Annotated in this window: 13 protein-coding genes; 6 read left to right on the forward strand and 7 right to left on the reverse strand. The window is 52.7% G+C overall.

Annotated features, from left to right (window positions below; translation table 11 throughout):
* Positions 1-109: 109 nt before the first annotated feature.
* The 4 genes from ndk to ileS all read right to left on the reverse strand — a co-directional run bounded on the left by ndk (position 110) and on the right by ileS (position 5685).
* Positions 110-529, reverse strand: coding sequence for a nucleoside-diphosphate kinase (gene ndk / locus RR877_RS08150; protein ID WP_332551529.1), 420 nt, complete (start codon positions 527-529; stop codon positions 110-112).
* Complete coding sequence (locus RR877_RS08155) at positions 529-888, reverse strand: DUF4233 domain-containing protein (RefSeq protein ID WP_280800321.1); 360 nt, start codon at positions 886-888, stop codon at positions 529-531. The genes ndk and RR877_RS08155 overlap by 1 nt, the downstream gene beginning before the upstream one ends.
* Complete coding sequence (locus tag RR877_RS08160; protein ID WP_332627904.1) at positions 885-2261, reverse strand: Mur ligase family protein; 1377 nt, start codon at positions 2259-2261, stop codon at positions 885-887. The genes RR877_RS08155 and RR877_RS08160 overlap by 4 nt, the downstream gene beginning before the upstream one ends.
* A 79-nt stretch (positions 2262-2340) precedes the next feature.
* Positions 2341-5685: an isoleucine--tRNA ligase gene (gene ileS, locus RR877_RS08165; RefSeq protein WP_332618756.1), complete on the reverse strand. Its 3345-nt coding sequence runs from the start codon at positions 5683-5685 to the stop codon at positions 2341-2343.
* A 304-nt stretch (positions 5686-5989) separates the two neighbouring features.
* On the opposite strand from ileS, the gene valS reads away from it, so the two are divergent.
* The 3 genes from valS to RR877_RS08180 are packed head-to-tail and all read left to right on the forward strand — an operon-like array spanning position 5990 to position 9042.
* The gene (gene valS, locus RR877_RS08170; RefSeq protein ID WP_332618757.1) at positions 5990-8575 is read left to right on the forward strand and encodes a valine--tRNA ligase; all 2586 of its coding nucleotides are present in this window, start codon (positions 5990-5992) and stop codon (positions 8573-8575) included.
* A gap of 2 nt (positions 8576-8577) precedes the next feature.
* A complete protein-coding gene (locus RR877_RS08175; protein WP_110233494.1) occupies positions 8578-8811 on the forward strand; it encodes a hypothetical protein in 234 nt (77 codons plus the stop codon).
* A gap of 9 nt (positions 8812-8820) precedes the next feature.
* On the forward strand, positions 8821-9042 hold the full coding sequence (locus tag RR877_RS08180; protein ID WP_110233496.1) for a TM2 domain-containing protein: 222 nt from the start codon (positions 8821-8823) through the stop codon (positions 9040-9042).
* Positions 9043-9102: 60 nt separating this feature from the next.
* Here RR877_RS08180 and trxA read toward each other — a convergent pair whose 3' ends face one another.
* Together trxA and RR877_RS08190 are read right to left on the reverse strand one after the other, a co-directional pair.
* The gene (gene trxA, locus RR877_RS08185; RefSeq protein ID WP_332551273.1) at positions 9103-9477 is read right to left on the reverse strand and encodes a thioredoxin; all 375 of its coding nucleotides are present in this window, start codon (positions 9475-9477) and stop codon (positions 9103-9105) included.
* 50 nt (positions 9478-9527) lie between these two features.
* Positions 9528-9995: an isoprenylcysteine carboxylmethyltransferase family protein gene (locus tag RR877_RS08190; protein ID WP_110233504.1), complete on the reverse strand. Its 468-nt coding sequence runs from the start codon at positions 9993-9995 to the stop codon at positions 9528-9530.
* A gap of 27 nt (positions 9996-10022) precedes the next feature.
* Here RR877_RS08190 and RR877_RS08195 point away from each other — a divergent pair, with 27 nt between their 5' ends.
* The 3 genes from RR877_RS08195 to RR877_RS08205 all read left to right on the forward strand — a co-directional run bounded on the left by RR877_RS08195 (position 10023) and on the right by RR877_RS08205 (position 12982).
* Positions 10023-10589: a DUF4395 domain-containing protein gene (locus RR877_RS08195; RefSeq protein ID WP_332551274.1), complete on the forward strand. Its 567-nt coding sequence runs from the start codon at positions 10023-10025 to the stop codon at positions 10587-10589.
* A gap of 79 nt (positions 10590-10668) precedes the next feature.
* Complete coding sequence (locus RR877_RS08200; RefSeq protein WP_332627902.1) at positions 10669-11271, forward strand: DUF2202 domain-containing protein; 603 nt, start codon at positions 10669-10671, stop codon at positions 11269-11271.
* A gap of 361 nt (positions 11272-11632) precedes the next feature.
* Positions 11633-12982 (forward strand): APC family permease, encoded by a 1350-nt coding sequence (locus RR877_RS08205; protein WP_332618779.1) that lies wholly within the window; start codon positions 11633-11635, stop codon positions 12980-12982.
* Between the two features lie 75 nt (positions 12983-13057).
* Here the strand turns inward: RR877_RS08205 and RR877_RS08210 are convergent.
* Positions 13058-13586, reverse strand: a 529-nt coding sequence (locus RR877_RS08210; protein ID WP_332627903.1) for a 3-deoxy-7-phosphoheptulonate synthase, incomplete at its 5' end; no start/stop codon positions are given.

Genomic DNA, 13586 nt, shown 5'->3' on the forward strand with positions numbered 1-13586 from the left:
GTTGACTACCGGACCCAATCCCTTGCAAACTTAGAAACGGCTCCCTATTAGAACTCCAACTTTTGGGGTTCAGTTCATTGCGGGGGCTTTCTTATTCAAGTGTTGCTGGTTAGTTGAACCACAGAGCAAGTTCACGAGCTGCAGACTCGGGTGAGTCAGAACCGTGGACGAGGTTCTGCTGAACCGCGAGTCCCCAATCACGGCCAAGATCACCACGGATGGTGCCCGGAGCAGCGGTGGTGGGATCGGTTGTGCCTGCAAGACTGCGGAAGCCTTCAATAACGCGATTACCAGTAAGACGAATCGCAACAACGGGACCGGACTCCATGAAGCTCACAAGTGGTTCATAGAAGGGCTTACCCACGTGTTCCTCATAGTGCTTGCCGAGGAGTTCTCGATCTGCCTGAACAAGGCGGATGTCAACGAGTGCATAACCCTTGGCTTCAATACGGCGCAGGATTTCACCGGTTAGGCCACGAGCAACGCCATCTGGCTTAACGAGGACAAGGGTTTCTTCAATAGTGGTCATCAGTTTTCTTTCTTTTGAGAATCAAGTTTCGCCCCGGTTGTCATGGCGAACGTCCAAATACCGGCAAACACTGCACCGATCAAAAACAGCATGGTGACGGCAAATCCAGAGAGCACAATGATGGCCTGTACTGCCCAGCCCAGGATGAAAGCCCATTTGTATTTCATCATGAGTCCGATGGTGGCGAGCATGAGAAGACACACTGCTGCACCACCCCCGAGTGCCACAACTGGAGGAAGAGCTCCCAAACCAAAGATGGTCAACGCTGCAAGACCCACAACAATGAGCTCAAACCCCAGCACGACCTGACCAAGTGAAGCTTGGGCAGAACGCTGACGAGGTGCTTGAGGTGTGCTCACAATGTCCATCCTTGCGTCTCAGTAGCAAGTCCGACAGTCAGACCCACCAACGTAATCGAACCTGTCACAACAACGGCACCCTTTTCAGAGTTCGCGGCATAGCCACGAGCCATAGCAAGTGCAACGACGGGATCAGGTTCAACTAAGACTTTGTCGTCTCCGACCTTATCCGCAACGAGGAACCCTAAGTCACGAGCAGAACGAGAACGTTCAGACGGCGCATTCGTCACAATGAACCGAGTTGCCACAGGCGCAAGTGCTTCGATGATTCCTTCAGCATCTTTATCTTCAAAGATGGCGAGAACCACAGTGACATCATCAAATGTGAAGTAGGTATCCAAGGCCTTTGCTAGTGACGCAGCACCATGAGGATTATGAGCTGCATCGACGAGCACCGTTGGGTCGGCTGCAACAAACTGCAAGCGCCCCGGCGAGGACGCCGTGGCAAAAGCTTCATCCAGAACAGCTTGTTCGAGAGCCTGTGAGGCTCCACCCAGGAATGCCTCAACGGCAGCGATGGCGAGTGCAGCATTCTCTGCTTGGTGGTCACCATAAAGAGCAAGGAAGAGATCTTCATAGCGTCCAGCAGCACCCTGAATAGTGACGAGCTGACCACCCACTGCCACGGCACGAGAGACCACAGCAATAGGATTTCCCACTTCAGGAGTGTCCGTTGTGGAGACAAAAGTCAGAGTGGATTCGGTGAGATCTGCTGCTTCTTCGAGTACGGCACGAACTACCGGGTTCTGTGCTGCAGAAACAACCATGGCGGCAGGCTTGATAATTCCTGACTTCGTGCGAGCAATCGCATCTAGGTCTTTACCTAAACGATCAGTGTGGTCGAGGGCAATAGGGGTGAACACGGCAACTACACCGTCTGCGACGTTGGTGGAATCCCATTCTCCGCCAAGCCCTGCTTCCACAATTGCCACATCAACGGGAGCATCAGCGAATGTTCCATAAGCCAAGATGGTCATCACTTCAAAGAAGGTAAGACGTGGTTCACCTTTTGCTTCGAGCTCTGCATCAACGAGTTCAACATAGGGCTTCACATCAAGCCAATTGGTCACCAGCACATCGTCGCGAACGGGCACGCCGTCGAGCAGAATACGTTCATTGAAGGAAACAAGATGGGGCGAGGTGAAGACACCCGTTGCGAGACCATAGGAACGCAAGATGGCTTCAATGAGGCGTGCCGTCGTGGTCTTTCCGTTTGTTCCAGCGATGTGAATGATCGGGTAAGCGCGGTGCACGTCACCGAGGAGTTCAACCACGCGTCGCGTGGGCTCGAGCCTGGGTTGAGGATTTCCTTCACCGAGTCGAACCGAAAGCTCTTGGAATACCAGCTGAGCAGCGCGGGAGTACTCATCCATCTCGGCAGGATCAATACCCTCATAATCGTCATCAGAGGAGAAATCACCGTTGGCAAATCCGCCTGGTGTCAGATCATCTTTAGACATTGACTACTCGATTCACGCGTGAAACTGCCACGACAAAGTTTCCCTCGTTGGCGTACTGACCAGCAGGAATGACAGCGAAGTGCTCAGGTGCCGTGGATAACATTCCTGGCAACCACTCTGCAGGAGAAACATCAGCAAAACCTGCGAGTTCACCATGGAACGCGGGGTCATGGACGCCGAACTCTGTGGCCAGAGTATCGGCGGCAATATCTGCCGCGGTACTCATCTTCAAAGCATCCGCGTCTGCTTGAGAGAAACAGAACACATTGAGATGGATACGGTCAGAGACCTCAAATCCAGCAGCCTTACGCGTGTCCTGAACGGCACGAATTACGTCACGAGCAAGACCTTCTGCCTCCATCTCTGGCGTGGTGACCGTGTCGAGCAGAACGAAGCCACCTGCTGGAAGCAGGGCAAGAGCACGTGTGCTCTCTCCACCATCACCTGTTTCCAGGGTGAGCTCATACTCACCTTCGACGAGATTAACTCCCCCAGCCGTGACGACACCGTTGTTCTCAGACCAGTCCCCAGCCTTAGCAGCCTGGATAATCTGTTGAACCTGCTTACCCAAACGAGGACCTGCAGCACGTGCATTCACGGTCAGTTTCGAAGTGATGCCGTATTCAGCCGCAGAAGAGTCCGTCAACTGAACGAGAGTGACCTGCTTGACGTTGAGCTCATCGCGCAGAATGTCACTAAACGAAGCTAGAGAATCAGACAAAGCAGACACAACGGTGAGATCTGCCAATGGCAGTCGCACGCGCAGTCCGACCTTCTTTCGCAACGCGAGAGAGGAGGACGTGATCTCACGAACAGCATCCATTGAGTCAACGAGAGAAGGGTCTGCGGGGAACTTATCAGCGTCTGGCCAGTCCTCGAGGTGAACGGAACGTCCACCAGTGAGACCTTGCCAGATGTTCTCTGTAACGAGAGGCAGCAAAGGTGCTGCAACGCGGCAGAGGGTTTCTAGCACGGTGTAGAGGGTGTCGAAGGCTTCGTGCGCTTCGGCGCCACCGGTCCAGAAACGATCACGAGAACGACGAACATACCAATTGGTCAACACGTCCGCGAAGTTACGCAGTGCTTCAGCAGCGTTGGTGGAATCCAAAGCATCCAAGTGTCCTTGGACTTCGAGGATGAGGTCACGTGTCTTCGCAAGAAGGTACTTATCCAGCACGTTTGTGCTGTCAGTTCGCCACGTTGCCTCATAGCCATCCGCATTCGCATAGAGCGAGAAGAAGTAGTAGCTGTTCCACAGCGGCAGCAACAGCTGTCGAACACCTTCACGAATGCCCTCTTCGGTGACGATGAGGTTTCCACCACGAAGCACAGGTGAACTCATTAAGAACCAGCGCATGGCGTCGGAACCATCACGATCAAAGACTTCAGAGACATCGGGGTAGTTACGCAGAGACTTGGACATCTTCTGACCGTCATTACCGAGAACAATGCCGTGGGAAACGACGTTCTTGAACGCAGGGCGGTCAAAGAGCGCAGTAGCAAGGATGTGCAGGGTGTAGAACCAGCCACGAGTTTGACCGATGTATTCCACGATGAAATCAGCAGGGTTGTGGCTATCGAACCAGTCTGCATTCTCAAAGGGATAGTGCACCTGAGCGAACGGCATGGAGCCCGAGTCGAACCACACGTCTAGGACGTCTTCAATGCGACGCATTGTGGACTGACCGGTGGGGTCATCAGGGTTGGGACGTGTCAGTTCATCAATAAATGGTCGGTGCAGGTCTGTGGGGCGAACACCAAAGTCTGCTTCGAGTTCATCGAGGGAGCCATACACATCTATACGGGGGTATTCAGGGTTGTCCGATTTCCAGACCGGAATAGGTGAACCCCAGTAACGGTTGCGAGAGATTGACCAGTCGCGTGCGTTAGCAACCCACTTACCAAACTGACCATCCTTCACATTCTCGGGAACCCAGTTGATCTGCTGGTTGAGCTCTTCCATGCGGTCACGGAATGTCGTGACCGAGACGAACCAGGACGACACAGCGCGATAAATCAGCGGCTGACGGCAACGCCAGCAGTGTGGGTAGCTGTGCTCATAGGACGCAACACGAATGAGGCGACCCTGTTCGCGTAACAAGTTGGTCAATGGCTTGTTGGCCTCAAACACCTGCATGCCTGCGACTTCTGTGAAGCGCGAGAGGAACTTGCCGCCGTCATCGACTGAAACGCGCACACCAATTCCTGCGCCTTCACAGACCTTTTGGTCCTCTTCACCGTAGGCAGGTGCTTGGTGAACAACACCAGTACCGTCTGCGGTGGTGACGTAGTCAGCAACAAGGATCTGCCACGCATTCGCTTGGTATTCCTCATCATCTGCGTAGTATTCCCACAGACGGTCATAGCTCACACCATCAAGATCTTTACCCACAACGGTGGACTTGACTGCTTCCTTCGCAGCTGCGGCATCCTCGTATCCGAGGTCCTTGGCGTAGTTACCGAGAAGATCAATTGCAATCAGGTAATCAGCTTCACAACATGCAGCACCATCGGCTGCACCGTTAGGCCCTGCGGGAACAACGGCATAGTGAATCTCTGGTCCAACTGCGAGAGCTGCGTTTGTCGGAAGAGTCCAAGGGGTGGTGGTCCATGCCAGAGCGCGAACTCCTGAAAGACCCAAGGCTGTTGCCTTCTCCCCCGTCAGTGGGAATGTCACCGTCACGGACTGGTCCTGACGCATTTTGTAGACGTCATCATCCATACGGAGTTCATGGTTGGACAAAGGCGTTTCATCGTTCCAGCAATAAGGAAGAACGCGGAAGCCTTCATATGCCAGGCCCTTGTCGTAAAGACGCTTGAATGCCCAGATGACGGACTCCATGAAGGAGATATCCAGCGTCTTATAGTCGTTTTCGAAGTCGACCCAGCGTGCCTGGCGGGTTACATACTGTTCCCATTCGCCGGTGTAGCGAAGAACAGAGGAGCGAGATTCTGCGTTGAACGCAGCGATACCCATCTCTTCAATTTCTTCCTTCTTGGTAATACCCAGCTGGCGCATTGCTTCCAGCTCCGCAGGGAGACCATGCGTGTCCCAACCGAAGCGACGATCAACCTTCTTGCCGCGCATGGTTTGGTAGCGAGGGAACAGGTCTTTGGCGTATCCGGTGAGAAGGTGTCCGTAGTGAGGAAGACCATTTGCGAAAGGAGGGCCGTCATAAAAGACCCACTCGTCCCCATCGGCACGCTGTTCGATGGATGCCTTGAAGGTGTTGTCTTTCTCCCAGAAGGCCAGAATCTGCTCTTCGATGGCAGGGAACGATGGCGAAGGAACGATCTCAGTCTGCTGACCGAATGCATTACGGCGGGGATACGTCACTTAGGGCTCCAGTTGTTGAGTAAAACACTGTGCCAGGACGAAATTTCTTCCGCGGTACCACCTGAGCTTGTGAGAGAAATCTCACCGCTTGTTCTTGAGCGATGACGGGCTCGTCCCGTTCGGTTCTACTAAGTCCGAAGACTGTTCTTCCGAAAACTCCCCGGTGATAGCCGGATCGGTGTCGTTAGAGTCCATTCTATTGCCTTTAGTAAGCTAGAAACATCACCATTTGAGGCATCAAGTGAGTAAACACCCTGTTTTCTTACATTGACGCGATGCCGCCCATAGAGAGCGAGAACTACCTATGTCCATCACGCCCGCCAACGTTCCTGATAAGCCGGCTCTGGAAGGTCTCGAAACTCTTTGGGATAACAAATGGGAAGAATCCGGTCTCTACCGCTTCCGCAAGGACGGACAGACCCGAGACAGCGTTTATTCCATTGACACTCCTCCACCAACTGCCTCTGGTTCACTCCACATTGGCCACGTTTTCAGCTACACCCATACCGATGTGATCGCTCGTTTCCAGCGCATGCGAGGCAAGGAAGTTTTCTATCCCGCGGGCTGGGATGACAACGGTCTTCCCACCGAGCGTCGCGTTCAGAACTACTACGGCGTTCGTTGCGACCCCACACTCCCCTACGTTGAGAACTTCGTTCCTCCGTTTGAAGGCGGAGATAACAAAAGCTCCAAGGCAGCTGACCAGCTACCCATTAGCCGTAAGAACTTCATTGAACTATGCGAGAAGCTCACCGTCGAAGATGAAAAGCAGTTCGAAGATGTCTGGCGTCAGCTCGGTCTTTCTGTCGACTGGACCCAGACATACCGCACCATCTCTGACGAAACCATCACTACAAGCCAGCTAGCTTTCATCAACAACCACGCACGTGGTGAGGCATACCAGGCGATGGCGCCCACACTGTGGGATGTGACTTTCCGAACTGCAGTGGCACAGGCAGAACTCGAAGATAAAGAGATGCCTGGCGCCTACCACCGCCTCACTTTTCACAAGCCCGACGGCGGTCACATTGAAATCATGACCAGCCGCCCCGAGCTGCTTCCTGCCTGTGTTGCTCTGGTTGCACACCCCGATGACGAGCGTTACAAGCCTTACTTCGGCAAGTCCGTGAAGACCCCTGTCTTCGGTGTTGAGGTTCCAGTACTGGCTCACCACCTGGCACAGCCCGACAAGGGCACCGGTATTGCCATGATCTGTACCTTTGGTGACGTCACCGACGTGATCTGGTGGCGTGAACTCAATCTCATGACCCGCGCAGTGATTGGCTTTGACGGTCGATTCGTTTCTGAAGCACCTCAAGGACTTGAATCAGCTCAAGCACAAGCTGCCTATGCAGAGCTTGCTGGCAAAACTGCTTTCAGCGCGAAGACCGCCATGGTCGAAATGCTCAAGGAGTCCGGTGAAATGCTGGGCGAACCAGAGCCCATCATGCACCCTGTTAAGTTCTTCGAAAAGGGTGACAAGCCTCTCGAAATCGTCTCCACTCGCCAGTGGTACTTGGTTAACGGAGCCAAGGATGACGAACTCAAGAAAAAGCTCATTGACTTGGGTCAAGAAATGTCGTGGCACCCTGACTTCATGCGCGTGCGCTATGAGAACTGGGTCAATGGCCTCAACGGCGACTGGCTCGTCTCGCGCCAGCGTTTCTTCGGCGTTCCTATTCCTGTGTGGTACCCACTCGATGGTGACGGAAACCCCGTCTTCGATGAGCCCATCATCGCTTCACGCGAGCAACTTCCAGTTGATCCATCCACCGATGTTCCCGCCGGTTACACCGAAGCTCAGCGAGGCATCCCCGGCGGATTCCAGGGTGAAGTCGATGTCATGGACACGTGGGCAACCTCAAGTCTGACTCCCCAGCTTGCTGGTGGCTGGGAAAGTGACGAAGACCTGTGGAACTTGGTGTTCCCCTTCGACCTGCGCCCCCAGGGTCAGGACATTATTCGCACCTGGCTCTTCTCCACCATGCTTCGCTCTGCCCTGCAGAACGGTGGCAAACCTTGGACTAACGCCGCCATTTCTGGATTCATCGTGGACCCTGACCGCAAGAAGATGTCCAAGTCCAAGGGCAACGTGGTCACTCCCGCAGACATGCTGGATCAGCACGGCTCCGATGCCGTTCGCTACTGGGCAGCAAGCAGCCGCCTTGGTACCGATGCTGCGTTTGACCCACAGAACCCCACTCAGATCAAGATTGGTCGCCGACTGGCCATCAAGCTCTTGAACGCATCTAAGTTCATCTTGGGTTTCAATGCTCCTGCAGACACCGTGGTAACCAACCCACTCGATCTGAGTATGCTGGAATCACTCCACGAGGTAGTTCGCGAAGCTACTGAAGCTCTCGAGAACTATGACCACGCGAAAGCTCTCGAAGTTACTGAGCACTTCTTTTGGACTTTCACCGATGACTACCTCGAACTAGTCAAGGAACGTGCCTATAACGAAGAGCACCCAGAGCAGGCTTCCGCTGCAGCAGCCCTGAACAAAGCTCTCACTGTGTTCTTGCGTCTACTCGCGCCAGTGCTTCCCTTCGCTACAGAAGAAGCCTGGTCATGGTTCCACGATGACAGCATTCACCGCGCTTCCTGGCCAGCTCCTGGTGATGAGAAGATCGGAAACCCCGACATTCTCAAGGCAGCCTCTGAAGCCCTGATCGGTATTCGCCGCGCGAAGACAGACGCGAAGGCTTCACAGAAGACCGAAGTTATCACGGCAACCATTGCTGCTCCTGAAGCCACGATTTCTCTGCTTGAAGCAGCACAGGGTGACCTCATGGCAACAGGTCGAATTTCGGAACTGAACTTCACTGAGGCCACAGAGCTTTCTGTGACCAACATTGAATTGGCGCCTGTTCCAGAGGTTACTGAGTAATCATGCAACTGGGCACTCGCTGGCTTGCTCACACTCCAGCTCCTCAAAACCTTGATGGCGCAGTCACAGATTCTGTTGCTGAAGTTGAGCGAGAACTATCTGCACTCAAGCAAGACACCAGCAATTGGTATTGGACTCTGACCTATCTAGAGAACCGGCCAGTTGTTCAGCTTGATGACGGAACGACAATTAGGGTTCTCCACAATGGGACCATCACAATAGAGATTGAGGAGTAGCGTTAAATCATGGCTACTACTGAAACAGCTCCACGCGACTGGACAATCACTTTAATACTTTCCATCTTCGTCGGAACACTCGGCATCGACCGCATGTTCATCGGTAAATGGGGAACAGGCTTCCTCAAGCTCATTACCGGCGGCGGACTGGGCGTGTGGTGGATTATCGACATCATCATTATTGCCACAGGCAACATGCGCGACAAGTGGGGGCGCGAACTCGTAAAGTAGTTCCCTCAAGTTGTAACGAGAAAGCCCCCTCCTAAGGAGGGGGCTTTCTTAGTGAATTCTTTACTCGGCAACTTCCGCTTGCTGCTTGGCAATCTCGGCATGAACAGCTTCCATGTCCAAGCCCTTTACCTGTGCAATGAGGTCATCCAGAGCAGCGGGAGGCAACGCGCCTGCCTGCGAGAAGAGCAAAATCTTTTCGCGGAAGACCATCAGGGTTGGGATGGATTGGATCCCTGCAGCTGCTGCAAGGGATTGCTCAGCTTCGGTGTCCACCTTCCCGAAAACAATCTCAGGATCTTTTTCAGATGCTGCCTCGAATGTGGGGGCAAACATTTTGCAAGGACCGCACCAATCGGCCCAGAAGTCAACGACAACAATTTCGTTACTGGTGATGGTCGAATCAAAATTTTCAGCGGTGAGTTCTACAGAAGCCATGAAAAAATCTTACCCTAAATAGGGATACCCCCTGGGGTATATTTGAAAAGTTAGTTCTTGAGCTTCCCCACAAAAGGAATGATGCGGCCAACTCGTGCAGCATATGCCCTGTATTGGGGGAATTTTTCTATCAGCAAGCGTTCTTCAAACCTAGCTTTATAAGAAAGCAAAACGATCAAAAGTACAAAAGCAAAGACTGTGAATAATGAACCTGCTGGAACGGTTAGTCCAAGACCGATCAGTATCAAGCCGAGATAGATGGGGTGGCGAACAATGGCATACATTCCAGTAGTCCTGAGGACCGCAGTTGCTTTGGGAACCGGGGTCGCTGTTAAGGAGTTTCCCAGACTGACAATTCCAAAAAGAGTAATTGCTAGTCCCGCCATCAACAAAAGCACAGCGATGTTTCCAACAAGCTCCGTCACAGCCCATACATCTCCATGGGGTAATCCAATAATCGCAATCAGCAATCCGAATTGGATAAGTACGAGGATGATCCCCTTAGTTTTATGGCTCATCTCTTCATCATGCCTCAGGGGAACTCAATGACAACTACGACCGGCAACACAGCACATAATCCTGAACGCTCGTGGGGAGAATTTGGCGAAATCGTTACCGGTTATGACATACCGGTATTCAACGAAAGAGAAGTGAGAGCTGGCGCAGGAATTCTCTTTCTTATTGGCTTCACCGGGTATGTGATTGCCTGGACAACAGGTTTTGTAGTTCCACTTCGAGGCTTCGCAGTTCTGTTTCTTTTAGACATGCTCATACGTTTGTTCCTCTCCCCTCGGTTCTCACCCACGTTGGCTCTAGGACGTGTGATTGTGTATCGCCAACGCCCAGAATTTGTTGGAGCTCCTCAAAAGAAATTTGCGTGGAGTTTGGGGTTAGGAATTGCACTCACTAGTTGCTTCACGATGGGATGGCTTGCCTCACCGCTATGGGTTGTGTTACTTCTCTGCGGTATCTGCATGGGCGTTCTATTTCTAGAAACAGCTTTTGGAATCTGCATCGGTTGTGAACTTCAGAAACGGTTCTCGCGAACAGCTCCTCAGTATTGCCCTGGTGATAGCTGCAATTTCGATCCACCATCTAGCCGCCATTCATAGAGAACTCATAATTAATCCACAGTCATTTCATATACCCCGGGGGGTATCTTGTAAGTATTCCAAACGAAAGTAGATCGACATGAAGAAATCAACCATCATCACCTCTTCAATTCTTGCGGTCGTCATCGGCGCCGCCGGGGTATTGGCCGCTGTCATCACAAGTACTCCCCCAGCGCCACTTGCCAACACTCAAGCACCGCAAGCCCTCACTGAAGCCGATGAGGTCCAGGCTGTTGAAGAAGGAACAGTTGTTGCGCCTGCGTCAACAACAGAAGATCTTCTTCTGTATCTGATTGAAGAAGAGAAGCTCGCGCATGACGTCTATACAGTTCTGGGCGAGACCTGGGGCGGGAACACGTTCAGCAATATTTTGGGAAGCGAAACTTCTCACCAAGACCAGGTTCTGAACCTACTCAATTCATACGGACTCACAGACCCCCGTTCTTCTGAGATTGGCGTCTTTGTCAACCCAGACCTTCAGGCCTTGTATGACCAGCTCATCGCCCAGGGTATGACCAGCCAGGCCGAGGCGTACAAGGTTGGTGTCCTCATTGAAGAAACCGACATCACCGATCTGACTACAGCGATCAACTCCACGTCAGATGCAACCATTGTGGCTACCTTAGAAAAACTTCGCAGTGCAAGTGAAAGTCACCTTGCAGCTTTCTCGAAGAAGCTCTAACTCTTCTCGAACACAGATTGTGGGCGTGACTAACAAATCACGCCCACAATGTTGTATTTGGGCAATTTTCTGGCATTCGATGACTCTCCGCCACCAAAGTCCTGGGGCCTCCTAGAAGATTTCTACTTCTGAACAGTAGTTACAACGAATTTCTGTTGGGAGAAGAATAAATAGCCACGGATTTCGTTGAAAATTTCCTATTTTGAAGAACCTTTGGTGTGCTTCAGAGGACTAGAGTAAGTAATCGCACACAGGCTTAATCATCTGTGGAATTTCATGGCCTCAAAGAAGAGAGAAGTACATGCCTGAATCCTTTGTCCCGGGAGCTGACTCTAAAGTCGCCCTCAAACGCAACCTAGGAATGTGGGCAATTGTTGCTCTCGGCCTCGGTTACATGACTCCTACAGTTGTCTTCGACACCTTCGGTCTCGTCGCTGAAGGAACAAACAACGTTGTGCCACTTGCCTACGTATTTGCTCTGATCGTGATGGTCTTTACCGCGATCAGCTATGGCAAGATGACTTCTCAATTCCCTTCGGCCGGTTCGGCTTATACCTACGCAAAGAACTCGATTCACCCTAACGTCGGATTTGTCGTGGGTTGGACCTCGATGTTGGACTATATGCTCCTTCCACTTGTGAACATCATCATTGTCCGCAGCTACATGGAGTCGTTCTTCCCCGACATTGACGGCGCTGTATGGGTGATCCTCTTCACTGTTTTGGCAACAGGAATTATCTACTTCACCATGCGTGGAACTTCAAACGTCAACACCATCCTCTTGGTCATTGCCGTTGCGTCCATGATCGGCTTTGTCGCTGTCGTTATTGGTCAGCTCCTCGGTGGCGCTGGTGAGGGCACCCTCATCACTCCAACACCCTTCATCCACGAGGGAGTTGACTTCTCCGCAGTTCTCCTCGGTGCGACCATCGTCTGCTTCAGCTTCATCGGATTCGACGCGGTCACCATGTATGTCGAAGAGGCACGCACTCCACGAGTCGTCCCACGTGCAATCATGCTCACCGTACTTATCGGTGGAGGTATCTTCATTGTCACCTCGTACTTCACTCAGGCACTGTTCCCCGACTGGAACGTCTTTGCTCCAGGCGGAGACCGTCAGTATGTTGATGACTCCACACTCCCCATCATTGGTGAGCTCGTGGGCGGCCAGACCATGAAGGTCATCCTGACCGCTGCAGGCTTCGCTGCCACCATTGCGTCACTGCTTGCCTCACAGGCTTCGGTTGCCCGCATGCTGTTGGTGATGGGTCGTAACAACGTTCTTCCCAAGAAGCTGTTTGGTTTCGTCAACAAGAAGACCCACACCCCAACCTTCAACGTCATCTTTGCTGGTGTTGTCTGCTTGACCGGTGTTGTCCTGACTTTGGCTGACATCGTGCACTTCATCAACTTCGGTGCTCTCGTCGCATTCAGCTTCGTGAACATCTCTGTTATTGCATGGTTTGCAATCCGTCAGGGTCGCCGTCACAATGCTGGCGACGTCTTCAAGTTCATCGTGATGCCAGTTCTTGGTCTTGCACTGACTGTCATCCTGTGGGTCAACCTCTCCCCCGAGGCACTCACCGGTGGTCTGATCTGGGCTGCAATCGGAATTGTTTACCTGGCAATCCTGACCAAAGGATTCCGCAAGCAGGTTGCTGGCTTCGACGAAGCACAGCCTGTTACGGACTTCAACAAGGTCGTCAAGTAACAGCTAGAACACGTAAATGTGGCCCCCACCATTTGGTGGGGGCCACATTTGTTCAGGTTCTCAATTGAATGATGCTTAGGACTTCTTGAGCTCTTCAGCGATGAGGAAGCTCAGCTCCAACGACTGCATGTGGTTCAGACGTGGGTCACACAGTGACTCGTAACGGGTTGCGAGGTCGTTCTCATCAATCTGTTCAGATCCACCCAGGCACTCCGTCACGTCGTCACCAGTGAGCTCAACGTGAACACCACCAGGGAAGGTTCCTACAGCACGGTGTGCTTCAAAGAAGCCCTTGACCTCATCGACAACGTCGTCGAAACGACGTGACTTGTAGCCGTTGGGGGTGGTGATGCCATTACCGTGCATGGGGTCAGTGATCCACAGTGGGTTAGCGTCGCTCGCCTTGACTGCCTCCAGCAGAGGTGGCAAGGCTTCACGAATCTTGCCCGCACCCATACGTGTGATGAAGGTCAAGCGACCAGGCTCACGGTTGGGGTCAAGCTTCTCAATGAGCTGCTTGACGGTGTCCACGTCCGTGGTGGGACCAAGCTTCACTCCAATGGGGTTGCGAACACGAGACAGGAAGTCCACGTGTGCTCCATCG

It is taken from the genome of Aurantimicrobium sp. (genome assembly GCF_036667855.1).
In the GTDB taxonomy this organism is placed as follows: domain Bacteria; phylum Actinomycetota; class Actinomycetes; order Actinomycetales; family Microbacteriaceae; genus Aurantimicrobium.

Bases quoted from the DNA above. Each gene is read 5' to 3' on its own strand.
- ndk (WP_332551529.1), bottom strand. From the start codon at position 529: ATGACCACTATTGAAGAAACCCTTGTCCTCGTTAAGCCAGATGGCGTT.
- RR877_RS08160 (WP_332627904.1), bottom strand. From the start codon at position 2,261: ATGGATGAGTACTCCCGCGCTGCTCAGCTGGTATTCCAAGAGCTTTCG.
- valS (WP_332618757.1), top strand. From the start codon at position 5,990: ATGTCCATCACGCCCGCCAACGTTCCTGATAAGCCGGCTCTGGAAGGT.
- RR877_RS08175 (WP_110233494.1), top strand. From the start codon at position 8,578: ATGCAACTGGGCACTCGCTGGCTTGCTCACACTCCAGCTCCTCAAAAC.
- RR877_RS08180 (WP_110233496.1), top strand. From the start codon at position 8,821: ATGGCTACTACTGAAACAGCTCCACGCGACTGGACAATCACTTTAATA.
- trxA (WP_332551273.1), bottom strand. From the start codon at position 9,477: ATGGCTTCTGTAGAACTCACCGCTGAAAATTTTGATTCGACCATCACC.
- RR877_RS08190 (WP_110233504.1), bottom strand. From the start codon at position 9,995: ATGAGCCATAAAACTAAGGGGATCATCCTCGTACTTATCCAATTCGGA.
- RR877_RS08195 (WP_332551274.1), top strand. From the start codon at position 10,023: ATGACAACTACGACCGGCAACACAGCACATAATCCTGAACGCTCGTGG.
- RR877_RS08200 (WP_332627902.1), top strand. From the start codon at position 10,669: ATGAAGAAATCAACCATCATCACCTCTTCAATTCTTGCGGTCGTCATC.
- RR877_RS08205 (WP_332618779.1), top strand. From the start codon at position 11,633: ATGTGGGCAATTGTTGCTCTCGGCCTCGGTTACATGACTCCTACAGTT.